Raw genomic sequence first — 24,757 nt, forward strand, 5'->3', positions numbered from 1 at the left:
CGAACGTCACTCCGCCGCCGTCAGCCGGTGCACGTTGTCCGCGATCTCCTTCGGCACCGGTGCGGCCCAAGGTGCGCCGCGGCGGCGCTTGACGTCGACCTCCATCCAGTAGAGCTCCCACCCCTGGGTCGGCCCGATGCCGTCCATGGTGGCCGGTCCCTGGATGCTGCGTGCTCTGCTCTCGTCGAGAAACAGCATCGGCTTCTCGCCGCCGGAGACCTTCTCGATCTCCTGTCGCAGCAGGCGGCGATATTGCACGATCGCCTTGTCGCTCGAGCCGAGATGCTCCTTGGTGCGATCCTGAATCGCGCCCATCGATTCCACCGCCCATTGGTCGTGGACGTTGATGTCGGTGCCCATGCCGGTATAGGTCGCGGTCTGCTGCTCGTGCGGATCGAAACCGTAATCGTTGCTACGGTTCTTGCGCGAGACGTAGTCGGGCAGCTCATAGAGCTCGAGCCGCTGGTCGCGCATCTTCTGCTTGTCGACCGGATTCGAATAGCTGGTGAAGATCGCGTACCAGTAGCAGTTTTCGTCGTCGACCGGCACGTGCCACTGCGTGATTGTCATCTCGGTGCTCATGGGGATGACGAAGCCGTGCGGGAACAGCTGGTTGGTGACGCGCACATGGGTGCGCTCCTCGTCGATCTCGCGCAGCGCGATCAGCCGCAGGCCATATTCGGTGTGCTCGACATTGATGATCGGGCGGTCGTATTCGCGCAGGATTTTCGTCATCGGCAGGTCAGACCCGGCAGATGCGCCGCGGAACTGCTTGCCGTAGGCGGTCGAGGTGTCCTCGTCCTCGAAGAAGCGATGCAGGTAGGAGGCGTGCGCGGGATCGATGCCGACTTCGAGCGCCTGCAGCCAGTTGCAGGCCATGTGGCCCTTGAACGCAAAGGTGTGGGTATCAGGGGCGACGAAACAGTCGAGCTCCGGAAAAGCCGGCGGCTCACCCTCGCCGAGATAGGCCCAGAGGATGCCGCTCTTCTTCACCACGGGATAGGAGCGCTGGCGGATGTTCTGGCAGAGCTTTGAGTCCTTCGGCTCTGCCGGCGTCTCGATGCACTGGCCGGTCGCGTCGAACAGCCAGCCATGGAAGGCGCAGCGCAGGCCGCCGTGCTCGAGCCGTCCGAACGCGAGGTCGGCGCCGCGATGGGCGCAGTGGCGGTCGATCAGGCCGTAGCGTCCGGTCTCGTCGCGAAACAGCACCAGGTTCTCGCCGAGCAGCTTGATGGGACGGATCGGCCGCTCGCCCTCCAGCTCATCCACCAGCGCCGCCGGCTGCCAATAGCTCCGCATCAGCTTTCCGCAGGGGTCCTTCGGACCGGTGCGGGTGATCAGGTCGTTCTGCTCCTGGCTCATCATGGCAGTAGCATCCCTTTGTGGAGTGGCGTTTGTTCGCCTATTGAACGAATGGGCGAATTATGACATGCCTTGGGGCAGCAGCAAGCACTATTTTGCAGGATTGTCCCGGACATGCCCAAGCTGAAGCGCAGTGAGAGCGACGAGCGCGCGACGGATTTTGTCGAGGCGCTCGATCGTGGCCTGCGCCTGCTGCAATGCTTCGGCACGACGGCAGGCCCGATGACGCTGAGCGATCTCGCCCGCGCCGCGGACCTGCCGCGCGCGACCGCCCGGCGCATGCTGTTCACGCTGCAGCGCGGCGGTTTTGTCAGCGGCGATGGCAAGCTGTTCTCGCTCACGCCGCACGTGCTGACGCTGGCGGCATCTTACTTGCGTTCCAATCAGCTCGTTGCGGTGCTCCAACCCGTGCTCGATCGCGTTGCGACCGCGGCGAACGAAATCTCCTCGCTCGCGGTGCTCGACGGTGATGACGTCGTGTTCATTGCCCGAGGCAGCCCGGCGCGCGTTTTCTCGGGCGGGTTGGAGATCGGCTATCGGCTGCCTTCGTTCTGCACCTCGGTCGGCCGCGCCATGCTCGGCCAGCTCGACGATGCCGACCTTGCCGCACGCCTGAAGGCGATGATGCGCGGGGCGCTGACGCCGCAGACGCAGACCGACCCGAAGGCGCTGCTCGCGCGCATCGCCGCCGATCGCACGCAAGGCTATTCACTGGTCGACCGCGAGGCCGAGCCGCATTTCCGCTCGATCTCGGTTCCGGTGCGCCGCTACGACGACGTGATCGTCGCCGCCATCAACATGGGAGCCCATGTCGACCGCGTGCCGGCGCAGGAATTGATCGACCGGTTCCTGCCGCTGTTGCGGGAAGGCGCGGACTCCGTGCGTTCGCAACTGCTCTAGCTGTAGTCCGGGCGAGCGTCGCGATACCCCGGGAAGCATCGCAAGGCCCCGGATGTCGCTTCGCTGATCCGGGCTACAGGACTATAATGCCCGCAACGCAAGAACCCAGGGAGCACGCCATGCAACACACCATGGTTCCCAGTGATCGCGTCGAACACGTCGCCGTCTATGGGTGTGACGGCACGAAGCTCGGCACGATCGAGCGATTGATGCTCGACAAGGTCAGTGGAACGGTCGCTTACGCGGTGGTCAAGACCGGCAGGCTGCTCGGGACACATCATCATTATCCCGTGCAGTGGAGCGCGTTGAAATATGATCCGGGACGCCAGGCCTTCCAGGCCGACCTGACGCCGGAGCAATTGAGTAGCGGTCCCTGCGAATTCGATGGCGATGAGTTCGACTGGGGCGATCGCTCGCGGCCGTACCAGCATCCGAACTACTGGTCGATCTAGCCAGCAAGACGGCCCGGCCGCCCGCATTCCCGGCGCGGACGCGGCTGGGCTCGAGCCGCGGCCGCCGAGCAGTCGCTGACGTGAGTCCACCTATCCGGCGAGCGGCTGTTCGCCGACTTTGGGCCAATAGGTGCCAAAGCTCCAGAGGCCGCCCTCCGGATCGCGCGCGGCGAAATCGCGGCTGCCATAATCGGTCGTGTAGGGCTCCATCTCGATCTCTGCACCAGCGGCTTTCACCTTCGCATAGAGCGCGTCGGGATCATCAACGGCCATGTAGACGGCATCCGTCCGCCGGCCGCCGATGTCGCCCACAACTTTGGCGTAGGCATCGTCGCGATGCGCGCCCAGCATGAGGATCGACGATCCGAACGCCAGCTCGGCGTGAACGACCGTGCCCTCGTTGCGGTACACCACGCGTTCGGCGAAGCCGAGAACGTTCTTCAGCCAGGCGATCATCGCCTCCGCATCCCTGCAGCGCATGGTGTGGTAGAGGCGCGGCGCTTCATAGCCGTTCGGCTGGTTCATGAAACTCTCCAGGTTCGGTACGAGACGTTCGATGCAAGTGCTTGCAAGCTTGCTGCAGAGCTGACCCTAGTTCGGATCACGGCGGCTGGCTTGAACAAATGGGACTTGACCGTCTCGGGCCGTCTGGCCGCTGTTTGGCGCTAGCCCCCGCCGTCGCGCATCAGGCGGGGATCGACGACGTCGAGCCGCGCGGCCCATCCGGTCGGCGTCTCGCCGCTGAAGATCCGGAAATCGCGCGCGAGATGCGCCTGGTCGGCATAGCCGGCGTCCGCGGCAATGGCCGCCCAGCCGCCCGTGCCGTCCGTCCGGGCCAGCGCGCAGGCTCGATGAAAGCGCAGCATCTGGGCCAGCGTCTTGGGCGCAACGCCGATCTCGTTGTGGAAGCGGCGCGTGAGATGCTTGCGGCTCCAGCCGATGTCGGAGGCGATGTCGGCGATCCTGACCGCGCCCGCGCCTCGCCAGAGCATCTCCAGGGCGAAAGCCACCGCAGGCGAGGGCTCGTGCACGGCGCGGCGACGCACGAAGTCTTCCACGATCTCGAATCGCCGCTGCCAGCCGACCGCCTCGGCCACCCTGGCGCGGAGGTTCTCGCCATCCCGTCCCAGAATGTCGTCGAGGCCGACCATGCGCGCGGTCAGGTCGGGCACGGCGCCTCCGAAGAAGCGATACGCCCCGAGCGGCGTGAAATCGACCTGAACGCATTCGGCGCGGCCGTCGGATTCGATCACGACCGGTCCGGGAAACAGACCCGCCGCGAAGCTCGGCTGCGCGTCGGCACGATCCGGTTGGTGTCCGAGCGCAATGCGGAAGGGCGTTCCCAAATTCACCAGCAGCGGCAGCGCGAGCGGCGCGGCGTGCCGGAAGGCGGAAAGGCCGAGGCCGCGCTCGCGATAGAACGAGATGCTCGAGATCAGCCGCGCAAGGCGCGGCGAGGCCGGTCGACGGATGACATCGGCAGGTGCGTCCATCGTGTGCTACCGCTCCGCCGCTTCGCGCTCCATGTCGCGGCCCGACAGATCCTCGCCCTGCATGTTGGCGTAGTCGCGCGCCATTTCGCGCATCAGGAATTTTGCGGGCACGTCGTGATAGGTGCCGCGGTCGTTGACATATTGCATGTAGGCGCGCCCCTCGCCGTCGAACGGATGCAGCAGCGCGTCGGTATGGCCGTCGAAATCGAGCGGGGCTACGCCGACCTTGGCGCACAGCATGTCGTTGAAGGTCGGCGTCGCCTTGCGCCAGGCGCCATCGACATGCACCTCGGTAAAGCCGTGCCAGGTGAAGATGTCGGTGCCCATGCTCGCGCGCAGCTTCTCTGTGGTGAGATGGTTCTTCACGTCCGCAAAGCCGACCCGTGCGGGAATGCCGTGGACGCGGCAGGCGGCGGCATAGAGCGCGGCCTTGCCGACGCAATAGCCCTGGCCCGCGGCGAGAACGCTCGAAGCACGAAACGTCTCGGCGACGCGCATGCTGACGTAAGGATTATAGCGGATGCCATCGCGCACCGCCTTGTAGAGCACGCTCGCTTTTTCGCGCGCGCTCGCATCCGCGCGCACGGCGTCGGCCGCAAATTGCTGCACGGCCGGATGATCGCTGTCGATGTACTCGCCGGGATCGGTGTAGAGGCGGCGGATGGTATCGGGAAGGATGTCCGGTCATGTCAGGAGCTTAGCAGGCGATCGCCGCGGAACTCAAATCACGCGATGCGGGTCCATGATACGCCTTCGAATTGCGTCGAGGCGCTGCCGCCCTCTCACTGCCGGTTACGCATCCAGTCGGCGAGGCCCGATATCGCCTTGTCGAGCTCCAGCCGCGCCGCCGTGTCGGTCACCGTCTCCTCCATCGCGCCGCGCATGCAGAGCATCCACGCATCGCGCTCGGCATCGCCGATGGCAAAGCCGATGTGGCGCTGGCGCAGCCGCGGATGGCCCTTCTCGGGGGTATAGAGGCGCGGGCCGCCGGTCCATTCGGTGAGATAGCGCTTCAGCACATCCCTGATCAGGCCTAGGTCGTCCGCATGCATCGCGCGGATGATCTTCGCCTCCGGCAGCGCGTCCATGCGGTCGTAGAAGCGATCGACCAGGGCGTCGATCGTCGCACTGCCGCCGATCCGCTCAAACATGGAGGTGGTGACGTCGGTGGAGGTCATTAGTGGGTCTCAATGCCTATTGATGGGCGTTAATATAGTGTTGCTAACGGTCGCGCAAAATCCTCCGCTGTCGTCCCTGCGAACGCAGGGACCCATAACCCCAGGGAGCAGTTTGGCGAAGGCTGGCCGTTTGGGATTAGCAGCCCGGATCAATCGATAGATCACGCGGTATGGGTCCCTGCGTTCGCAGGGACGACAGCAGAGCGTTTCGATGCAGCTCGCCTACAGCGCCACACTGCGCAGGCCGAAGCTGCGGGCCTCGTTCTGCAGCACCGGACGCACCGCATCGATCAGCCGTGCGGCCGCCGCATCGACGGAGAGACCTGCCGTGTCCACCACTGCCGTCGCGCGCGAGTACAGCGGCTCGCGGCTGAGCAGGATGTTGCGCAGCTCCGCCATGGCGGAGCGGTCGTCGGCCATCGGGCGCAGGTCGCCCTGGCGACGGACGCGGGCCATGTGCTCCTCGGGCTCGGCCTTCAGCCAGATCGTGTAGAACGAGGTCAGGATCTGGTCGAACGTCAAAGGCTCGGACACGATGCCGCCGCCGGTCGCCAGCACCATCAGCTCGTTGCGCGCTAGCAGCTGCTGCAGCGCCGCCTGCTCCATGCGGCGAAAACCTTCCTGGCCGTACAGCGCGATGATCTCGGCGACCGAGAGACCGTTCTGCTGCTCGACCTCCTTGTTGAGCTCGACGAAGCTCCAGCCGACTTTCTTCGCCAGCATGCGCCCGAGCGTCGACTTGCCGGCGCCGCGCAGGCCGATCAGCGCGATGCCGCAGAACGGAGCGCGTCGCGGCGCCGAGGCGCTGCCCCCAGTGAGCAGATCTTTTGCCTGCGCGATCTGCGCAGGCGTGGCCTTGCGCAGCAGGTCACGAAACATCTGCCAGTCCGGTGTCGGATCGGCGCTGGGAAGCAGATCTTCGAGATGCGCGCCCATCGCGTCCGAGACGCGGCGCAAGAGCACGATGGAGACATTGCCCTTGCCGCTTTCGAGCTGCGCGATGTAGCGCTCCGAAATCCCCGATACCTTGGCGAGCACTTTGCGCGACATGCCGCGCAACGCGCGCATGGTGCGCACGCGCTGGCCGAGCTGTTCGAGAAAGCGGGATTCGGCGTCGGGACTGTCGGTCATGAGCCTTCTTTAAGGGATGTCTTTTTTGAAGGGTGTCCTGCGGCGCATTTTAATGAAACATAATGCCTGCTAGCATTGACAGCAAGCCGCCGCGGTGTCTTTCTATGAATTATAATTCTAAATCCGGGGGAGAAGTCCAGTGAGCGAGGGATCCTATAACGCGGTGACCTGGCTGCTCGACCGTAACGTCGAGGAGGGCCGCGGCAACAAGCTGGCCTTCGACGACACCGTCTCGCGGCTCACCTATGGCGAGCTTCAGCGCGAGAGCCGACGCACCGCCAACATGCTGCGCCGGCTCGGCGTCCGCCGCGAGGAGCGCGTGGCGATGATCATGCTGGATACGGTCGACTTTCCGGTCGTGTTCCTGGGCGCGATCCGCGCCGGGATCGTGCCGGTGCCGCTGAACACGCTGCTGACCGCGGACCAATACGCCTACATCCTCGCCGACTGCCGCGCGCGTGTGCTGTTCGTCTCCGAGGCGCTCTACCCTGTCATCAAGGACGTGGTCGGCCGCATGCCCGATCTCGAGCATGTCGTGGTCTCCGGCGCCAAGCAGAACGGGCACAAGCAGCTCGCTGAAGAGCTTGCGGGCGAGAGCGATCAGTTCACCACCGCCGCGACGCATCCTGACGAGCCCGCGTTCTGGCTCTATTCGTCCGGCTCGACCGGCATGCCCAAGGGCGTGCGCCATATCCATTCGAATTTGCAGGCGACCGCCGACACCTACGCAAAACAGGTGCTCGGCATCCGCGAGAGCGACGTGTGTCTTTCCGCCGCAAAGCTGTTCTTTGCCTATGGCCTCGGCAATGCGCTGACCTTCCCGATGTCGGTCGGCGCCAGCGTGATCCTCAACAGCGAGCGCCCGACGCCGGCGCGGATGTTCGATCTGATGAATCGCTACAGGCCGTCGATCTTCTACGGCGTGCCGACCTTGTTCGCGGCCATGCTCAACGACGAGACCATGAAGGCCGAGCGTGGCGGCGGCGCCTTGCGCATCTGCACCTCGGCCGGCGAGGCGCTGCCGGAATCCGTCGGCACCAGCTGGAAGGCGCGCTTCGGCGTCGACATCCTCGACGGCGTAGGCTCGACCGAGCTGTTGCACATTTTTCTCTCGAACGCGCCCGGCGACATCAAATACGGCTCCTCCGGCAAGCCGGTGCCGGGCTATGCGGTGCGGCTGGTCAACGAGGCCGGGCAAGACGTTGCCGACGGCGAGGTCGGTGAGCTCCTGGTCGATGCACCCTCGGCCGGCGAAGGCTACTGGAATCAGCGCCACAAGAGCCGCCGGACCTTTGAGGGACCGTGGACCCGCACCGGCGACAAATATGTTCGCGATGCAGATGGCCGCTACACCTTCTGCGGCCGCGCCGACGACATGTTCAAGGTCTCCGGCATCTGGGTCTCGCCGTTCGAGGTCGAGAGCGCGCTGATCACCCATCCGGCCGTGCTGGAGGCCGCCGTCGTGCCCGAGGCCGATCCGGAAGGATTGCTCAAGCCGAAGGCCTTCGTCGTGCTGCGCCCCGGCGCGACGACGAGCGATCTTCAGGAAATGCTGAAGGAGCACGTCAAGCAGAAGATCGGCCCGTGGAAATATCCGCGCTGGATCGACGTGGTGGAGTCCTTGCCGAAGACGGCGACGGGCAAGATCCAGCGGTTCAAGCTGCGGGAAGGGGCGAATTGATGGTGCGAACTGCACTTGCTTACCCTCCCCTGGAGGGGGAGGGTCGGCACGCGATCGAGCGCAGCGAGATGCGTGACGGGGTGGGGTGATCTCTCCACGCGGGCACTGCATCTGCGGAGAGACTGTCACTCCACCCCGATTCACATCTCGCTACGCTCGCTGTGAATCGACCCTCCCCCTCCAGGGGAGGGTAGGCATCTCGGCCTTGGCTAGGAATGGGACTTCGACCATGACCAACCTCACCCCCACCGGCTTCCTCAGCATCGGCGGCGCCAGCCTCGAATACAAATGGCTCGCGCCTGCATCGGCCGACGCCCCCACCATCGTCATGCTGCATGAAGGGCTCGGCTCGGTTGGGCTCTGGGGCGATTTTCCCGAGAAACTGCAGCAGGCCACCGGTGCCGGCATCTTCGCCTATTCGCGCGCAGGCTACGGCCATTCGAGCCCGGTGACATTGCCGCGGCCGCTCGACTACATGCAGCGCGAGGCGCTCGACGTGCTGCCGAAGCTGCTCGACGCGATCGGCTTCAAGCGCGGCCTGCTGCTCGGCCATTCCGACGGCGGCTCGATCGCGACGATCTATGCCGGCGCGCATCAGGATCACCGCCTGAGCGGCCTCGTGCTGATCGCGCCGCACTTCATCGTCGAGGACATCTCGGTGAAATCGATCGCGGAGATCAAGACCAGCTTCGAAACCACCGACCTCAAGGCCAAGCTGGCGCGCTGGCACAAGGATGTCGACAACGCCTTCTACGGCTGGAACGGCGCCTGGCTCGATCCGAAATTCCGCGATTGGGACATCTCGGAATATCTGGCCTATATCCGCGTTCCCATGATGGTCCTGCAAGGTGCAGGCGACCAATATGGGACATTGCGTCAGGTCGAAATTGCGCAGGAAGAGTGTTATTGTCCGATAGATTTTAAAGTCATTTCAGACGCGGGCCATTCCCCGCATCGTGAAGCGCCGGGGGCGACGCTTGACGCGATTGAGCAATTTGCAAAAGCGGCCCTGCGCGACGATCAGGGACTCCAGGGACGCGCCGCATGACCATGCGGAGGCACATCGATGAATGTGCCTTCACATGCGACCGGCCAATTGCCATGGCCGCAATGGGCCTATGTGCCGGGCGAGACCGGCGCCATCGAGGCCGATGACGAAACGCTTCGCTTGGCCAAGGCGCTGGTGCCCTCGGCCTTTCGCGGCTACGTGCCGGCCCGCCATCCGGCGCTGCGCTACGGCCTCGCGCTCAACGATCGCGGCTATTTTTGGGAAGCGCAGGAGGTGCTGGAGACGGTGTGGGCCGCAGCCCCGCAGAGCGGCCGCGAACGCATCCTGCTGCGCGCCTGCATCCACATCGCCAATGCCAATTTGCGCCTGCGCATGCAGAAGGCGCATTCGGCCGCGCGCCTGTTCGGCGACGCTCTGACCGAGCTGCGCGCGTTGAGCGCACGCAAGGTCGCCAGCGGCGGCGACGGTTTCGTCGAGAGCTTTCCGGTCGCGGCCCTGGTGGCGCTGCTCCAGGCCAAGATCGGCCGCCCGCAGCTCGCAAAGGGCGACTGGATCGCGCTTGGCGCGATCGTGCGGTCCTGGCCGACTGCATGAAACAAAGTGCATGAGCCGGCAGTTAAGGGCTAGACGCATCCAAAAAGATGCACTATTGTGCATCTAACGCTAAACCAAAACGAGCTCAAGGGTGGCCCATGGCCGGGGAAGATCGGCGCCTCGCAGGCGGCGCGACATTCATCGATTTCCAGACCGAACCGTCCCGCTACAAGCACTGGAAGCTCGCGGTCGAGGGTGACGTCGCGACGCTGACCATGGACGTCGACGAGAATGGCGGCCTGTTCGAGGGCTACCTGCTCAAGCTCAATTCCTACGATCTCGGCGTCGACATCGAGCTGGCGGATGCGGTCCAGCGGCTGCGCTTCGAGCATCCGGAAGTGAAGGTCGTGCTGATGCGCTCGGCCAAGAACCGCGTGTTCTGCGCCGGCGCCAACATCCGCATGCTCGCGGGCTCGACCCATGCCCACAAGGTCAACTTCTGCAAGTTCACCAACGAGACCCGTAACGGCATGGAAGATTCCTCCGAGAATTCCGGCCAGCGTTTCATCACGGTGGTGAACGGCTCCGCCGCCGGTGGCGGCTATGAGCTGGCGCTCGCGACCGACCACATCATCCTCGCCGACGACGGCTCGTCGGCGGTCGCGCTGCCCGAGGTGCCGCTGCTGGCGGTGCTGCCGGGCACCGGCGGTCTCACCCGCGTCGTCGACAAGCGCAAGGTGCGCCGCGATCATGCCGATTTCTTCTGCACCATCGAGGAAGGCGTCAAGGGCAAGCGCGCCGTGCAATGGCGCCTCGTCGACGAGATCGCGCCGAACTCGAAGTTAGAGGCCAAGATCGCCGAGCGTGCCAAGGAGTTCGCGGCCGCCTCGAAGCGCAAGGGCAGCGGCAAGGGCATCGCGCTGACGCAGCTCAAGCGCCTCATCGACGAGACCAGCATCCGTTACGGCTTCGTCACGGTCGATATCGACCGCACGGCCCGCATCGCCACCATCTCCATCAAGGCGCCGGAAACCGCGCCGCCCGCCGACATCGACGGCATGATGGCGCAAGGCGCCTCGTTCTGGCCGTTGCAAGTGGCGCGCGAGCTCGACGACGCCATCCTTCACCTGCGCATCAACGAGCTCGAGATCGCCATGCTGGTGTTCAAGAGCCATGGTGATCGCGCCCATGTGCTCGCGCACGACGCGTTCCTCGAAGCCAACAAGGCGCATTGGCTGGTCAACGAAATCCGCCATTACTGGAAGCGCGTGCTGAAGCGCATCGACGTCACCTCGCGCACGCTGGTGACGCTGGTCGAGCCCGGCTCCTGCTTTGCCGGCACGCTCGCCGAGCTCGTCTTCGCCGCCGACCGCTCCTACATGCTGATCGGCACGCGCCAGGGCGACAACCGCCCGCCGCCGTCGATCGAGCTCTCCGCCATGAATTTCGGCCCGTATCCGATGAGCCACGGCCTGACGCGGCTGGAGTCGCGCTTCCAGGCTGATCCGTCGGATGTGGAGCGCGCCGAAGCCACGATGGGCACCGCGCTCGACGCCGAGCAGGCCGAGGAGCTCGGCCTCGTCACCTTCGCGCTCGACGACATCGACTGGGACGACGAGGTCCGCGTGTTCCTGGAGGAGCGCGCCAGCTTCTCGCCGGACAGCCTCACCGGCATGGAAGCAAGCCTGCGCTTCGTCGGCCCGGAGACGATGGAATCGAAAATCTTCTCGCGCCTGACTGCGTGGCAGAACTGGATCTTCCAGCGCCCCAACGCGGTCGGCGAAGAAGGCGCGCTGCGCCGCTACGGCAGCGGCCAGAAGCCGAAATTCGATATGACGCGAGTCTAGCGAGTAGGGAGTGGCGAATGGCGAATAGGAGTTTCCATTCGCTACTCGCCATTCGCCATTCGCCCCTTTAACGAGCTAGTCCCCCACGGGAGGTCCACATGAACATGAACATCATGAACGTCGACTACTCGACCAAGATTCCGAACAACGTCAATCTCGCCGAAGACCGCCAGGTGCTCAAAGCACTCGAGGGCTGGCATCCCGGTTACATGGATTGGTGGAGCGACATGGGGCCGGAAGGCTTCCAGGAATCGCTGGTGTATCTGCGCACCGCCTATTCGGTCGATCCGCGCGGCTGGGCCAAGTTCGACTACGTCCGCATGCCCGACTATCGCTGGGGCATTCTGCTTGCGCCGCAGGAAGAGAACCGCGTCGTGCCGTTCGGCGAGCATTATGGCGAGCCGGCCTGGCAGGAAGTCCCGGGCGAGCATCGCGCCATGCTGCGCCGCCTGATCGTGATCCAGGGCGACACCGAGCCGGCCTCGGTCGAGCAGCAGCGCCATCTCGGCAAGACCGCGCCCTCGCTCTACGACATGCGCAACCTGTTCCAGGTCAACGTCGAGGAAGGCCGCCACCTCTGGGCGATGGTCTACCTGCTGCAGAAATATTTCGGCCGCGACGGCCGTGAGGAAGCAGATGATTTGCTGCGCCGCCGCTCCGGCGATGCCGATGCGCCGCGCATGCTCGGCGCCTTCAACGAGGCGACGCCGGACTGGCTGTCCTTCTTCATGTTCACCTATTTCACCGACCGTGACGGCAAGATGCAGCTGCACTCGCTCGCGCAGTCCGGCTTCGATCCGCTGTCGCGCACCTGCCGCTTCATGCTCACGGAAGAAGCGCACCACATGTTCGTCGGCGAGACCGGCATCACCCGCGTCGTGCAGCGCACCTGCGATGCGATGCGCGAGGCCGGCATCACCGATCCGACCGATATCGCAAAAGTCCGCGCGCTCGGCGTGATCGACTTGCCGACCATCCAGAAGAAGCTGAACCTGCACTACACGCTGTCGCTCGATCTGTTCGGCTCGGAGGTCTCGACCAACGCAGCCAACGCCTTCAATGCCGGCATCAAGGGCCGCTATCACGAGACCCAGATCGAGGACGATCACCAGCTCAAGAACGCCACCTATCCGGTGCTGAAGTTCATCAACGGCGAGATCAAGCTGGTCGACGAGCCGGCGCTGACCGCGCTCAACATGCGCCTGCGCGACGATTACAGCCAGGATTGCGTCAAGGGCATGCTGCGCTGGAACAAGGTGATCTCGACCGCGGGCTACGACTTCAAGCTGACCCTGCCCAACGTCGCCTTCCACCGCCACATCGGCGAGTTCAAGGACGTGCATGCGACGCCCGACGGCCTCCTGATCGACGATGCCACCTGGGCGAAGCGCAAGGACGAATGGCTGCCGTCGACCGCCGACGGCGACTTCATCACCTCCCTGATGCAGCCCGTCACCGAGAGCGGCAAGTTCGCATCGTGGATCTCGCCGCCGAAGGTCGGCATCGACAACAAGCCCGGCGATTTCGAGTACGTGAAGATCGAGTCGTAGGCGTCAGGGCCGCCGCCGGCGCAACACAAATGGTGTCATCACCCGCGAAAGCGGGTGATCCAGTATTCCAGAGGCGTCAGAGATAAATCGAGAGGCCGCGGCGTACTGGATGCCCCGGTCAAGCCGGGGCATGACCGCGGAGGGTGAGGTGAGGGCGAACTACCATTCGCCCCCTCAGCTATCCCATCCGCTCCCCTTGATCCCCGGGTTGGCATAGACGATGCCGCCGTCCACCGCGATGGTCGCGCCCACCACGTAATCGCCCGCGCGCGAGGCCAGATAGATTGCGGCGCCCGCCATGTCCTCGTCGGTGCCGATGCGCCCCGCAGGCACGCGCGTTGCGACTTCGTCGCCATGGTCGCGCGCGGCGCGGTTCATGTCGGACTGGAACGGGCCCGGCGCAATCGCCGTGACCACGACGTGGTCGGAGATCAGCTTCACCGCCATGCGCCGGGTCAAATGGATCAGCCCGGCCTTGCTCGCGGCGTAGGAATAGGTCTCCATCGGGTTGACGAAGATGCCGTCGATCGAGGCGATGTTGATCACCTTCGCCGGCCGCTCCGCGCTTGCGGCTGCGCGCAGCGGGCCGGCCAGCGCCTTGGTCAGGAAGAACGGCGCCTTGACGTTGAGGTTCATCACCTTGTCCCAGCCGCTCTCCGGGAATTCGTCGAACTCCGCGCCCCAGGCGGCACCGGCATTGTTGACGAGGATATCGAGCTTCGGCTCGCGCTTCTTGAACTCGGTTGCCAGCAGCTCGGCGCCGGCGAGCGTCGAGATGTCGATCGGCAGCGCGATGCACTCGCCGGCATATTGCGCGGTGAGCGCCTTGGCGGTCTCCTCGCACGGTCCCGCCTTGCGCGCGGTGATGTAGACCTTTGCGGCGCCGGCGCTGAGAAATCCCGCCGCGATCATTTTGCCGATGCCGCGCGAGCCGCCGGTCACCAGTGCGACGCGGCCTTTGAGCGAGAACAGATCGTTGAACATGGTGCCTCCTCCCTTGGTTGGCGATGTTTTGGGCGGGGAGGGGTGGGGAGTCAAGAAAGGCGCTGGATGCGACAGGAGTGTGGCGCGAGAGCGCTCCATCCAAGGCGGTGTCGTCCCCGCGAACGCGGGGACCCATACCCACAGGGAGTAGTTTGGCGAAGGCTGGTCGTTCGGTAGGTCTACCGATCGCAATCGATAGATCACGCGGTATGGGTCCCTGCTTTCGCAGGGACGACGGCGGAGATTGGAGCAGCAGCTACGCCGCCGCGATCCGGCGGAAGCCGTTCCACATCGCGGTCGCGGCGCCCGAGGTCAGAACGGGGAGGATTCTTGCGTCCTGGTAATTGCCGTTGAGCGAGACGCGCGGCAGCGCTGTCATGTGGGTGGCATTGTCGGCGAACAGCATGCCGGGCCGCGTCGTCACCGCGGTCTTGAAGCCCGCGGTTGCAGCAAGGCCGAATTCGCGCATCCCCGCGGCCTCGCGGTCGCCATAGGGATAGGCGAGATGCAGCACCGGGCGCTGCAGCGCCTGCTCGATCCGCGCGCGGCTCGTGGCGATCTCCCGCGCGACGACGTCTTCGGCCACCTTGGCGAGATTGCAATGGCTGACGCTATGCGCGCCGATCGTGACCAGCGGGTCGGCGGCAAAGCTCTTCACCTCGGCCCAGGACAGGCAGAGGCTGCGGCACAGCGCTGCCATGTCGACGTCGTATGTCGCGCAGAGCGCCTCGATTTCTCGCGCCAGATCGTGTTCGCCCGGTAGCGCGCGCAGCCAGTCGTGCAGGCGGTCGAAGGTTGCCTGCTTGGCGGCGGGGCTCGTCGCATCGAGCCGCAGCGCGGAATTGCCTATTCTGACGTCGACTTGCTCGGCCTTGGCGATCACGGCCTCCAGCGCCACCCACCACAACCGTCCAGTGCCCTCGGCAAAATCGCTCGCGACATAGACCGCCAGAGGCGCGTCAAATTCCCGCAGCACGGGCAGCGCGTAGTCCAGATTATCGCGATAGCCGTCATCGAAGGTGAAGGCGGCGAAGCGGCGGTCGAACCGGCCCTGCACCAGCCGCTCATGCAGATCGTCCATGCTGACGATGTCGATGTCGCGCGAGCGCAGATGGCACAGCGTGGCGCGCAGGAATTCGGGGGTGACTTCGAGATGCCGGTTCGGCTGGAACACGGCCTCGCGGGCCGGTCGCACGTGGTGCAGCATGAAAATGGCGCCGACGCCCGACAAAAGCGGGCGCAGCAGGTGGTGCGCCCCGCTGAAATAGAGTGCTCCCAGCCCGGCGCGGATGACGTTGTTACGCAGTTGTTTCATGACCCGCTGGCGGACTCTGGCATTCCGCTTTCAACTTACGGAAGAACCCTTGAAGAAAAAGTTATTCCGATTGTCCGGGTGAGGCCTTCGCAAGGGCAACATTTCCGGTTTGACAGCCTGCCAAGGGTTTGTTTTGTCTCCGGTTCCAGAGTTCGGGTCGTCGAATGAAGAAGCTTTTTAGGTGGGCCAGCAAATGGTGGCCGGGGCTGATCCCCTTGGCCGTCATGTGGGGATTTGCGGCTTGGAATAATACCTTACCGGTCGAAGCCGACCTGTCGGCGCGCAGCTCGGCTGCGCTGAAGGACACCGTCCTGGACAAGACCCGAATCGCGGTCGATGGCCGCGATGTCAGCCTGGCCGCGGACGCCTTCTCCGAGGAGGGGCGGCGGGATGCCGTGATGGCGGTGGAGACCGTCCCCGGCGTCCGCCTGGTCGACGACCGGACCCGCCTTGTTCCCGAGGCCAAACCCTTCGTCTGGAACGCCGAGCGCGACGTGGTGCGGGTGACGCTGTCAGGCTCCGCGCCCTTGCCATCGATGAAGGGCCGGCTGACCGAGGCGGCCCGCAAGGAGGTCGGCGGCGTCGAGGTGGCCGACCAGATGGGGCTGGCGCGCGGTGCGCCGCCGCGGTTCGAGGCCGCAGCGACGCTGTTGCTGGACCAGATCGGCAAGCTGAAGGACGGCAAGATCACGATCACGGACACCAAGGTCAATCTGTCGGGCATGGCGCGCGATCTCGGTGGCCGCGAGGCCATCGTGGCAGCTTTGAAGAACCTGCCCGAGGGCTTTTCGATCGCCGCCAACGACGTCAAGGCGCCGCCCTATATCTTCCAGGCCTACAAGGATCCGGTCGCCGCGACCGTGACGCTGACCGGCTACGTTCCCGACAACACCATCCACGCCGCGATCGCCACCAGCGCCGCGCGAAAATTCTTCACCGAGAAGGTCGTCGACAATCTCAAGGCCAGCATCGGCGCGCCCGGCTCCTTCAACACCGCCGTGATTGCCGCACTCGGCGCGCTGTCGCGGCTGTCGACCGGCACGCTCGTCGTCTCCGACCGCGAGGTGAAGCTGTCGGGCGATGCGCTCTACGAGGGCGCGGCCAACGACATCCGCGCAGGCCTCGGCAAGGACTTCCCGAAAAACTGGCAGTACAAGCCGGAGATCACCGTGAAGCCCGCGGCAGGCCCGGTCGATGGCACCGTGTGCCAGCAATTGTTCACGGACCTTCTGGCCAAGGGCAAGATCCGCTTCGCAGCCAAGCGCGCCGACATCGATCCGGATTCCGCCGCCATTCTCGACCATCTGATCGAGACGGCGCTGCGCTGCCCCACCACCAATGTCGAGGTCGCCGGGCATACCGATGCCGACGGCGAGGACGGCTTCAACCGCGCTCTCTCGGAGAAGCGCGCACAGGCGGTGATCGACTATCTGGTCAAGGCCGGCCTGCCCGCCAGCCGCTTCACCGCGGTCGGCCATGGCAGCACGCAGCCGCTCGCCGGCAACGACACCGACGAAGGCAAGGCGCAAAACCGCCGTATCGAATTCCTGGTGAGGTGACGATGCCCTATCTCGTCTCGTTCCATCTGGGCTGGCTGATCGGCTCGCTGCTGCTGGGCTTTTGCATGGGCTGGATCTCGGTGGTCCAGCGCGGCAACGGCACCTCGAAGGTGACGGCGCGCTGGCTCGCCGCGCTTGCCGCCGCCCTGGTCGCGGCCTCGTTCGCACACATTGTCCCCGGCCGCCTCGGCTACTGGCTCGATCTCGGCCTGATCATGTTCGCCTGCTACCTGGTCGGCTGCACCATCGGCGCCTGGCTGCGCGACCGCGTGGTCTCGCGCAGCATGCGGACCGGCTGAAGCTCCGCCGCCAACCCCCTTTTTCTGTTTGGACACGTCGTTGAGAGAGACGTCAAACGCTCCGCTTGACAATAATACGCACGTACGTATTATTCCTCCATGCCCAAGCCCTCGCTCAAAGACGCCATCCTCGACGCCGGTCTCAAGGTCATGTTCCGGACCGGCTATCACGGCACCAGTGTGCGCGATGTCACCACTGCGGCAGGCGCCCCGCAGGGGTCCTTCACCAATCATTTTCGCTCCAAGGAAGCGTTCGCCTCGGAGGTGCTCGATCGCTATTTCGAGATCACGAAGGGATTGGTCGCGGAGGCCCTTGAAGACGCCTCTCTGACCCCGCGGGCGCGGCTCAAACGCTATCTCGACATCATCACTGGCCGGCTCGAAGCCGACGGCTATGGACGCGGCTGCCTGATCGGCGATCTCAGCCTGGAAGCGGCCGGCAGCAGCGAGATGCTGCGCGCCCGCCTTGCCGAAATTTTCGCCGAATGGCGCATGCCCTTCGCCGCCTGCATCAGCGAGGCGCAGAGAAGCGGCGAGATCGATTCCGAATTCGAGCCCGAGGAGCTTGCCGATTTCCTGCTCGCGTCCTGGCAGGGCGCGATCCTGCGCATGAAGGTCGACCGCACGCCCAAGGCGCTCGAGCGCTTCAAGACCATCGCATTCAAGACCGTCTTCAAGGAGCCGACATGAGCCAGCATTCCGAGATCCAGATCCGCAGCGCCGCCGTGCTGGGAAGCACGATGGCCTATCGCGACACGGGCACGCAGGATGCGCCGGTCGCGCTCTTCCTTCACGGCAATCCGACGTCGTCGCATATCTGGCGGAACATCCTGCCGCTGGTGGCGCCTGTGGCGCGTTGCATCGCGCCCGATCTCATCGGTTTCGGCCGGTCCGGCAAGCCCGACATCGCCTACCGCTTCTTCGACCATGTCCGCTATCTCGACGCGTTGATCGACGAGCTCGGCCTCACCTCGGCCTATCTCGTTGCGCAGGATTGGGGCACGGCGCTCGCATTTCATCTCGCGGCGCGCCGGCCGGCCTTCGTGCGCGGGCTCGCCTTCATGGAGTTCATCCGGCCGATGCCGACGTGGCAGGATTTCCACCAGGCCGAACCCGCGCGCCAGGCTTTCCGCAAATTCAGGACGCAAGGCGAGGGAGAGGCCATGATCCTGGAGGCGAACGCCTTCGTCGAACGCGTGCTGCCCGGCGGCATCATGCGCACCCTGAGCGACGACGAGATGGAGCCGTATCGCGCGCCCTTTCCGACGCCGGACAGCCGCCGTCCCGTTCTTGCATTCCCTCGGGAATTGCCGATCGCCGGCGAACCCGCCGATGTCTATGAAGCGCTGCAATCGGCTCATGCGTCGCTCAAGGCGTCTGCATATCCGAAGCTGCTGTTCGCAGGGGAGCCGGGGGCCGTCGTCGCTCCCGAATTTGCCGAGACCTTCGCGGCCTCGCTGCAGCACTGCGCGCTCGTCCGCCTCGGGCCCGGTCTGCACTATCTCCAGGAGGATCACCCCGACGCGATCGGCCGTTCCGTTGCCGGCTGGATCGCCGGCATTGAAGCGGTGCGTCCCCAGCTTGCGGCCTGAAGGAGGACGAGATGTCCGAGGTAACCATCATCTATTGCCGGCCGTGCGGATACGAGAAGCGTGCCAAGGAGGCGGCCGCGGCTTTGCGCCGGCAGCTAGGGCTGGAAGCGGATCTCGTCCCCGGCAAGGGCGGCGTTTTCCAGGTCAAGCTCGGCGACCGGATCGTCGCCAGCCGCAGCAAAGGACATTTTCCGGACGGCGACGAAATCGTCGCTGCCGTCACCGCCGCGCGGCACTGAGCCGGGGAGGCCTTCGCGATGTCGATTGTCTGGGCCGACGATCTCGCCGGGATCGACTGGGATGAGCTATCCGAGCTCTATCGCATCGCGCCGCTCGGCAACAAGGCGCCGGCCGATCTCGCGCTGGTGTTCGGCAACAGCATGTTTCGCGCCTTCGCCAATGAGGATGGTCGCATCGTGGCTGCGGGACGCGTCCTGGCCGACGGCCGTGACTGCGCCTATCTCTGTGATATCGCCGTGCACCCGGACCGCCAGGGGCGAGGTCTCGGCCGCGACATTATCGAGCGTTTGCTTGTGCGTTGCCGCGGCCATCGCAAGATCATCCTCTACGCCGTCCCGGGCAAGGAAGGGTTTTATGAACGCCTGGGTTTCAGGCGGATGGCCACGGCCATGGCGATCTTCGAAGATCAGGCCGCAGCCTATGGCCGCGGCTATTTGACCGCGCCTTGAGGCTGCGCCCCGGGGCCCGCGACCTTCCGGCGCATCGAATAACCCGTCGGACGGACGCCGGGATTGCCCCCTCTTTCAACAGGCGGGCGCGGTCCATAGATTGACGTCGGCTTAAGGCGTGAAGGAACATTGTGCGGCCGAAATCATCAAAACTTCATGGCGCCTGCGCAGGATCGCCATGGAGATTCGCCTCAAGTCCTGCCGCCGAAGGCGTCAAACCGTGCATCAGGAGCCCGCAACCCTGCCTAAAATATTGAATGCACGTGTTTTTGTTCGAATTGGCGAATTCCACTCCGCGCCAAAACGCGCTAGTGGAGGGGCAGGGGGCATGCGCGATACCGGAGCCGGCGGCGAGGGTTCGTTGAGTGCCAGTGCGTCGTCCGCCTGTTCGCCGGCCACCCTGGCCGCTGAAGCGTTGTTCGAGGTCTAGATGCTGGAAGCCATACGCAGGGCGACGTCGTTTCTGCGCCAGAAGCAAGTCCTGCATAAGCTTGGCGTTGTGATCAGCGTCGCGGTCATCGGCATCGCTTGCTATGTGCTCTACCACATGTTGCGAGGCATCGATTTCAACGAAGTCCTCGAAGCGATCAAGAGCACCGAGCCGACCCAGATCGCGATGGCGGCGCTGTTCGTCACCGCGGGCTATTTCACCCTGACCTTCTACGACCTGTTCGCCGTGCGCGCGATCGGCCATGCCCATGTGCCCTATCGCATCAACGCGCTCGCGGCCTTCACCAGCTATTCGATCGGCCACAATGTCGGCGCATCCGTCTTCACCGGCGGCGCGGTGCGCTATCGCATCTATTCGGCCTACGGGCTGAACGCGATCGACGTCGCGAAGATTTGCTTCCTCGCCGGCCTGACCTTCTGGCTCGGCAATGCCGCCGTGCTCGGCCTCGGCATCTCCTATCATCCGGAGGCCGCCGCCTCGATCGACCAGCTGCCTCCATGGCTGAACCGGACGCTGGCGCTGATGATCATCGTCGGGCTGGTCGGCTACGTGGTCTGGGTCTGGACCCAGCCGCGCGTGGTCGGCCGCGGGCCCTGGACCGTGGTGCTGCCGGGCGGCCCGCTGACGCTGCTCCAGATCGCGATCGGCATCGTCGATCTCGGCTTCTGCGCGCTCGCGATGTACGTGCTGGTCCCGGACGAGCCCAATCTCGGCTTCGTGGTGGTCGCGGTGATCTTCGTCTCGGCCACCCTGCTCGGCTTCGCCAGCCACTCGCCCGGCGGGCTCGGGGTGTTCGACGCCGCCATGCTGGTCGGTCTCTGGCAGATGGATCGCGAGGAACTTCTGGGCGGCATGCTGCTGTTCCGCGTCCTCTATTATCTGTCGCCCTTCGTCATATCTGTAATCTTGCTGACGTTTCGCGAAGTTATCATCGGCGCACGATCGAAGCGCTTGCAGCAGGCGGCGCTCAAGCTCGACCCCGGCCCGGCGCGTGAAGCCGCTTATGTGAGAGAGCGCAGCGACAGCGGTGCCTGACGGCGCCAAGCCTTATTTGACAGGCCTTCAGACAAGCCCCAGGAGAAGTCCGCCCCGATGGCGATCGACGCCCCATCTTCTCCCTCCGCGCAGCCCTGGTCCGACCGGCTGCGGCATTCGACCGTGATCCTGATCGCCGCGGCGCTGGCGCTGTCCGTCGTCGTCTCGCTCGGCGACTTGTCGGCGCTGCACGCCGCCATCGTGTTCCTCTGTATCGCGGCGGCCGCGCTGATCCCGTGGCGGCTGCACGATCCCGCCGCCTCGCGCGACGACGTCAGGCGCATCAACCCGGTCGAGAGCGCGGCGGTGGCCGCCGTCGTCGCCGGCATGCCGGATCCGGCGGTGCTGCTCGACCGCGCCGGCCGCGTCATCCATCTCAATGCCGCCGCCGCCCAGCTCGCACCGGCGCTGCGCCGGAACGAGCTGGCCCAGTTCGCGCTGCGCTCGCCCGAGATCATCACCGCGCTGCGCGAGGCGATCGCGACCACCGAGCCGCGGCGCGCGACCTATCTCGACCACGTCCCGGTCGACCGCTGGCTGGAGCTCATGATCACGCCGGTGCCGGTGCCGACCAGCTTCGGCGGCGCCGACAAATGCATGCTGATGACCTTCCACGACCAGACGCCGCTGCGCCGGGTCGAGGAGATGCGGGCCGACTTCGTCGCCAATGCCAGCCACGAGCTGCGCACGCCGCTGGCCGCGCTGTCGGGCTTCATCGACACGCTGCAGGGCCAGGCCAAGGACGATCCCAAGGCGCGCGAGCGCTTCCTCGGCATCATGCACAACCAGGCCACCCGCATGGCGCGCCTGATCGACGATCTGTTGTCGCTGTCGCGGGTCGAGCTGTCGGCCCATGTCCGGCCCGACACCCTGGTCGACCTGCTGCCGATCATCCGCCAGGTCGCCGACGGGCTCGAGCCGCTGGCGCGCGAGCGTCAGGTCGAGGTCGAGATCCATCTACCCGAGGGACCGGTGATGATCGCGGGCGACCGCGAGGAGCTGCTCCGCCTGTTCGAGAATTTGATCGAGAACGCGCTCAAATACGGTGCCTCCGGCGGACGCGTCATCGTGTCGCTGACCTCAGCCGCAGCCACTGATGGAACTCAGGAAATCCGGATCATGGTCCGCGATTTCGGTCCCGGCATCGCGCCCGAGCACCTGCCGCGGCTGACCGAGCGGTTCTACCGCGTCGACGTCGGCGACAGTCGCTCGCAGGGCGGCACCGGGCTCGGATTATCGCTGGTGAAACATATTCTTAACCGCCATCGCGGCCGGCTTTTGATCGAAAGCGTGCCCCGTCAGGGGGCCACTTTCACCGCCTGTTTTCCCCAGGCTAAGACTTTAGTTTAAGCCTGAAACTCCAGCGATTTCAATCGCTTGAGTGTGTCATCCGACTGTCACGAAACCTTCGTAAAAGCACAGCCGACCGCTCCTAAAGGGGCGGCGCGGGGAGCGCGATCGGGCGCGGTTGGCGCTTCGCTCCCCTGTATGGAGACCAGCATGAATTTCATCAAAACCATGGTCGCTGCCGGCTTGCTCGCCGCATCGACGACAGTGGCCTTCGCTGCCGACATCACGGGTGCCGGTGCCACCTTCCCGTTCCCGATCTATTCCAAATGGGCTGACGCCTACAAGAAGGAGACCGGCAACGGTCTGAACTACCAGTCGATCGGCTCCGGCGGCGGCATCAAGCAGATCCAGGCCAAGACCGTGACCTTCGGCGCCAGCGACGCGCCGCTCAAGGCCGAGCAGCTCGAGAAGGACGGCCTCGTCCAGTGGCCGATGGTGATGGGCGCCATCGTCCCCGTCGTCAACCTCGAGGGCGTGAAGCCCGGCGAGATGGTGTTCGACGGCGAGACGCTCGCCAGCATCTATCTCGGCAAGATCACCAAGTGGGACGACGCCGCGATCAAGAAGCTCAATCCGAACGTGAAGCTGCCCTCGGACGCCATCACCGTGGTCCGCCGCTCGGACGGTTCGGGCACCACCTTCAACTTCACCAACTACCTCTCCAAGGCCAGCGCGGACTGGAAGAGCAAGGTCGGTGAGGGCACCGCGGTCGAGTGGCCGGTCGGCGTCGGCGCCAAGGGCAATGAAGGCGTGTCGGGCAACATCAGCCAGACCAAGAACTCGATCGGCTATGTCGAGTACGCCTATGCCAAGCAGAACAAGCTGACCTACACCGGTCTCGTCAACAAGGCCGGCAAGCCGGTGCAGCCGACCGTCGAAGCCTTCCAGGCGGCCGCCTCCAACGCCGACTGGGCCAAGGCGCCCGGCTACTACGTCATCCTGACCGACCAGCCCGGCGAGAAGTCCTGGCCGATCACCGCGGCGACCTTCATCCTCATGCACAAGGACGCCACCGACAAGGCGGCCTCGCAGGAAGCCATCAAGTTCTTCCGCTGGGCCTTCAAGAGCGGCGGCAAGGCGGCTGAACAGCTCGACTACATCCCGATGCCCGAAGGCGTCGTGACCCTGATCGAGAAGACCTGGGCTGCCGAGATCAAGAGCTAAGTAGGGCTCTCGCGTCCCGGACGCGGCGCGGCCCTGGCGATACGAAGCATCGTCCAGCGTGCCGCTCCGCGAGAGCCGGGACCCGCAAGACTTCCGCTCCGGATCGGTCACGCCGTGTCCGGAGCGCGAGACCGACAAAAAGACTGACAACAAGCGTATATTATCGGGCACAGGGGATCGGCGTGGCAGAAATGGCCGTTCAGAGCGATGTAATCGACGACGCCGGACCGTATGACCGCGCCAAGGCCTTGAGCGCGTTCAAGCTCGGCGACGTTGCCTTCTACTGGATCACGCGGCTGTCCGCGATCTCGGTGCTCCTCATTCTCGGTGGCATCATCGTCTCGCTGATCGTCGGCGCGTTCCCGGCGATGAAGGAATACGGCTTCTCCTTCCTGTGGACGCAGCGCTGGGCGCCGTCGGCCGATCCGCCCGTGCTCGGCGCGCTCGGGCCGATGTATGGCACGCTCGTCACCTCCTTCATCGCGATGCTGATCGCCATTCCCGTCGGTCTCGGCATCGCGATCTTCCTCACCGAGCTCTGCCCGCAATGGCTGCGTCGCCCGATCGGCATGGCGATCGAGCTGCTCGCCGGCATTCCCTCGATCATCTACGGCATGTGGGGCTTCTTCGTGCTGGGCCCGTTCCTGGCCAATACCTTCCAGCCCTTCATGATCAGGATCTTCGACGGCGTGCCCGTGCTGGGCGCGATCTTCGCAGGTCCGCCGTCCTATCTCAGCACGTTCAACGCCGCGCTGATCCTCGCCATCATGGTGCTGCCCTTCATCACCTCGATCTCGGTCGACGTGTTCAAGACGGTGCCGCCGGTGCTGAAGGAGGCCGCCTACGGCGTCGGCTGCACCACCTGGGAAGTCGTCCGCAGCGTGGTGATCCCCTACACCCGCGTCGGCATCATCGGCGGCGTCATGCTGGCGCTGGGCCGCGCGCTCGGCGAGACCATGGCGGTGACCTTCATCATCGGCAATTCGTTCCGCATCTCCTCATCGATCTTCGCGCCGGGCACCACGATCTCGGCGGCGATCGCATCCGAGTTCGCCGAGAGCGACGGCCTGCACCAGTCCGGCCTGATCCTGCTCGGCCTCTTGCTGTTCGTGCTGACGTTCTTCGTGCTGGCCGCAGCGCGGCTGATGCTGATGCGGCTGGACAAGAAGGCGGGGAAGTAAC

Annotated in this window: 25 protein-coding genes; 17 read left to right on the plus strand and 8 right to left on the minus strand. The window is 65.0% G+C overall.

Annotation, left to right across the window (positions count from 1 at the left end; genetic code table 11):
• Nucleotides 1–6 precede the first annotated feature (6 nt).
• Entirely contained in the window at nucleotides 7–1,365 is a 1,359-nt protein-coding gene (locus tag BM190_RS02530; RefSeq protein WP_092251684.1) for an aromatic ring-hydroxylating dioxygenase subunit alpha, read from the minus strand.
• A 111-nt stretch (nucleotides 1,366–1,476) separates the two neighbouring features.
• On the opposite strand from BM190_RS02530, the gene BM190_RS02535 reads away from it, so the two are divergent.
• The gene (locus BM190_RS02535; protein ID WP_092251685.1) at nucleotides 1,477–2,262 is read left to right on the plus strand and encodes an IclR family transcriptional regulator domain-containing protein; all 786 of its coding nucleotides are present in this window, start codon (nucleotides 1,477–1,479) and stop codon (nucleotides 2,260–2,262) included.
• 119 nt (nucleotides 2,263–2,381) lie between these two features.
• Nucleotides 2,382–2,714 carry a PRC-barrel domain-containing protein gene (locus BM190_RS02540; protein WP_018316888.1) on the plus strand — a complete coding sequence of 111 codons (333 nt, stop codon included), beginning with the start codon at nucleotides 2,382–2,384 and terminating at the stop codon, nucleotides 2,712–2,714.
• Nucleotides 2,715–2,804: 90 nt separating this feature from the next.
• On the opposite strand, the gene BM190_RS02545 is transcribed toward BM190_RS02540, so the two are convergent.
• The 5 genes from BM190_RS02545 to BM190_RS02565 form a co-directional block, all read right to left on the minus strand.
• Entirely contained in the window at nucleotides 2,805–3,239 is a 435-nt protein-coding gene (locus BM190_RS02545; RefSeq protein WP_092251686.1) for a VOC family protein, read from the minus strand.
• Nucleotides 3,240–3,379: 140 nt separating this feature from the next.
• Nucleotides 3,380–4,207, minus strand: a complete 828-nt coding sequence (locus tag BM190_RS02550; protein ID WP_092251687.1) for a helix-turn-helix domain-containing protein — start codon at nucleotides 4,205–4,207, stop codon at nucleotides 3,380–3,382.
• 6 nt (nucleotides 4,208–4,213) lie between these two features.
• Nucleotides 4,214–4,816 carry a transglutaminase-like domain-containing protein gene (locus BM190_RS02555; protein WP_244550571.1) on the minus strand — a complete coding sequence of 201 codons (603 nt, stop codon included), beginning with the start codon at nucleotides 4,814–4,816 and terminating at the stop codon, nucleotides 4,214–4,216.
• A gap of 173 nt (nucleotides 4,817–4,989) precedes the next feature.
• On the minus strand, nucleotides 4,990–5,385 hold the full coding sequence (locus BM190_RS02560; protein ID WP_092251689.1) for a group II truncated hemoglobin: 396 nt from the start codon (nucleotides 5,383–5,385) through the stop codon (nucleotides 4,990–4,992).
• Between the two features lie 222 nt (nucleotides 5,386–5,607).
• Entirely contained in the window at nucleotides 5,608–6,516 is a 909-nt protein-coding gene (locus BM190_RS02565; RefSeq protein WP_092251690.1) for a helix-turn-helix transcriptional regulator, read from the minus strand.
• 139 nt (nucleotides 6,517–6,655) lie between these two features.
• Here BM190_RS02565 and BM190_RS02570 point away from each other — a divergent pair, with 139 nt between their 5' ends.
• The 5 genes from BM190_RS02570 (at nucleotide 6,656) to boxB (ending at nucleotide 13,137) form a co-directional block, all read left to right on the plus strand.
• Nucleotides 6,656–8,197 carry a benzoate-CoA ligase family protein gene (locus tag BM190_RS02570; protein WP_092251691.1) on the plus strand — a complete coding sequence of 514 codons (1,542 nt, stop codon included), beginning with the start codon at nucleotides 6,656–6,658 and terminating at the stop codon, nucleotides 8,195–8,197.
• A 229-nt stretch (nucleotides 8,198–8,426) separates the two neighbouring features.
• Nucleotides 8,427–9,245 (plus strand): alpha/beta fold hydrolase, encoded by an 819-nt coding sequence (locus BM190_RS02575; protein WP_092251692.1) that lies wholly within the window; start codon nucleotides 8,427–8,429, stop codon nucleotides 9,243–9,245.
• 18 nt (nucleotides 9,246–9,263) lie between these two features.
• Nucleotides 9,264–9,800 (plus strand): DUF309 domain-containing protein, encoded by a 537-nt coding sequence (locus tag BM190_RS02580; protein WP_092251693.1) that lies wholly within the window; start codon nucleotides 9,264–9,266, stop codon nucleotides 9,798–9,800.
• Nucleotides 9,801–9,898: 98 nt separating this feature from the next.
• Nucleotides 9,899–11,587 carry a 2,3-epoxybenzoyl-CoA dihydrolase gene (gene boxC, locus BM190_RS02585; protein WP_092251694.1) on the plus strand — a complete coding sequence of 563 codons (1,689 nt, stop codon included), beginning with the start codon at nucleotides 9,899–9,901 and terminating at the stop codon, nucleotides 11,585–11,587.
• 98 nt (nucleotides 11,588–11,685) lie between these two features.
• Nucleotides 11,686–13,137 carry a benzoyl-CoA 2,3-epoxidase subunit BoxB gene (boxB, locus tag BM190_RS02590; RefSeq protein ID WP_018316898.1) on the plus strand — a complete coding sequence of 484 codons (1,452 nt, stop codon included), beginning with the start codon at nucleotides 11,686–11,688 and terminating at the stop codon, nucleotides 13,135–13,137.
• A gap of 174 nt (nucleotides 13,138–13,311) precedes the next feature.
• Here the strand turns inward: boxB and BM190_RS02595 are convergent, their stop codons facing one another.
• Both BM190_RS02595 and BM190_RS02600 read right to left on the minus strand, forming a co-directional pair.
• On the minus strand, nucleotides 13,312–14,121 hold the full coding sequence (locus BM190_RS02595; protein WP_092251695.1) for an SDR family oxidoreductase: 810 nt from the start codon (nucleotides 14,119–14,121) through the stop codon (nucleotides 13,312–13,314).
• 256 nt (nucleotides 14,122–14,377) lie between these two features.
• Nucleotides 14,378–15,436, minus strand: a complete 1,059-nt coding sequence (locus BM190_RS02600; protein ID WP_092251696.1) for a polysaccharide deacetylase family protein — start codon at nucleotides 15,434–15,436, stop codon at nucleotides 14,378–14,380.
• A 164-nt stretch (nucleotides 15,437–15,600) separates the two neighbouring features.
• Here BM190_RS02600 and BM190_RS02605 point away from each other — a divergent pair, with 164 nt between their 5' ends.
• The 10 genes from BM190_RS02605 (at nucleotide 15,601) to pstC (ending at nucleotide 24,756) form a co-directional block, all read left to right on the plus strand.
• On the plus strand, nucleotides 15,601–16,995 hold the full coding sequence (locus BM190_RS02605; protein ID WP_018316901.1) for an OmpA family protein: 1,395 nt from the start codon (nucleotides 15,601–15,603) through the stop codon (nucleotides 16,993–16,995).
• 2 nt (nucleotides 16,996–16,997) lie between these two features.
• Nucleotides 16,998–17,294 (plus strand): hypothetical protein, encoded by a 297-nt coding sequence (locus BM190_RS02610; RefSeq protein ID WP_177236865.1) that lies wholly within the window; start codon nucleotides 16,998–17,000, stop codon nucleotides 17,292–17,294.
• A 99-nt stretch (nucleotides 17,295–17,393) separates the two neighbouring features.
• On the plus strand, nucleotides 17,394–17,984 hold the full coding sequence (locus BM190_RS02615) for a TetR/AcrR family transcriptional regulator (RefSeq protein ID WP_092251698.1): 591 nt from the start codon (nucleotides 17,394–17,396) through the stop codon (nucleotides 17,982–17,984).
• A complete protein-coding gene (locus tag BM190_RS02620; RefSeq protein ID WP_092251699.1) occupies nucleotides 17,981–18,886 on the plus strand; it encodes a haloalkane dehalogenase in 906 nt (301 codons plus the stop codon). Before BM190_RS02615 ends, BM190_RS02620 begins: the two co-directional genes overlap by 4 nt.
• Nucleotides 18,887–18,897: 11 nt before the next feature.
• Nucleotides 18,898–19,125, plus strand: coding sequence for a SelT/SelW/SelH family protein (locus BM190_RS02625; RefSeq protein ID WP_018316904.1), 228 nt, complete (start codon nucleotides 18,898–18,900; stop codon nucleotides 19,123–19,125).
• Between the two features lie 18 nt (nucleotides 19,126–19,143).
• Nucleotides 19,144–19,575, plus strand: coding sequence for a GNAT family N-acetyltransferase (locus tag BM190_RS02630; protein WP_092251700.1), 432 nt, complete (start codon nucleotides 19,144–19,146; stop codon nucleotides 19,573–19,575).
• 430 nt (nucleotides 19,576–20,005) lie between these two features.
• Nucleotides 20,006–21,061, plus strand: a complete 1,056-nt coding sequence (locus tag BM190_RS02635) for a putative bifunctional lysylphosphatidylglycerol flippase/synthetase (RefSeq protein ID WP_018316906.1) — start codon at nucleotides 20,006–20,008, stop codon at nucleotides 21,059–21,061.
• A 57-nt stretch (nucleotides 21,062–21,118) separates the two neighbouring features.
• Nucleotides 21,119–22,411 (plus strand): ATP-binding protein, encoded by a 1,293-nt coding sequence (locus tag BM190_RS02640; protein WP_018316907.1) that lies wholly within the window; start codon nucleotides 21,119–21,121, stop codon nucleotides 22,409–22,411.
• Between the two features lie 150 nt (nucleotides 22,412–22,561).
• Complete coding sequence (gene pstS / locus BM190_RS02645) at nucleotides 22,562–23,575, plus strand: phosphate ABC transporter substrate-binding protein PstS (RefSeq protein WP_092251973.1); 1,014 nt, start codon at nucleotides 22,562–22,564, stop codon at nucleotides 23,573–23,575.
• A 191-nt stretch (nucleotides 23,576–23,766) separates the two neighbouring features.
• The gene (gene pstC, locus BM190_RS02650) at nucleotides 23,767–24,756 is read left to right on the plus strand and encodes a phosphate ABC transporter permease subunit PstC (RefSeq protein ID WP_177236888.1); all 990 of its coding nucleotides are present in this window, start codon (nucleotides 23,767–23,769) and stop codon (nucleotides 24,754–24,756) included.
• Nucleotide 24,757: the final 1 nt, after the last annotated feature.

The sequence above is a fragment of the Bradyrhizobium sp. Rc3b genome (assembly GCF_900114915.1).
In the GTDB taxonomy this organism is placed as follows: Bacteria; Pseudomonadota; Alphaproteobacteria; order Rhizobiales; family Xanthobacteraceae; genus Bradyrhizobium.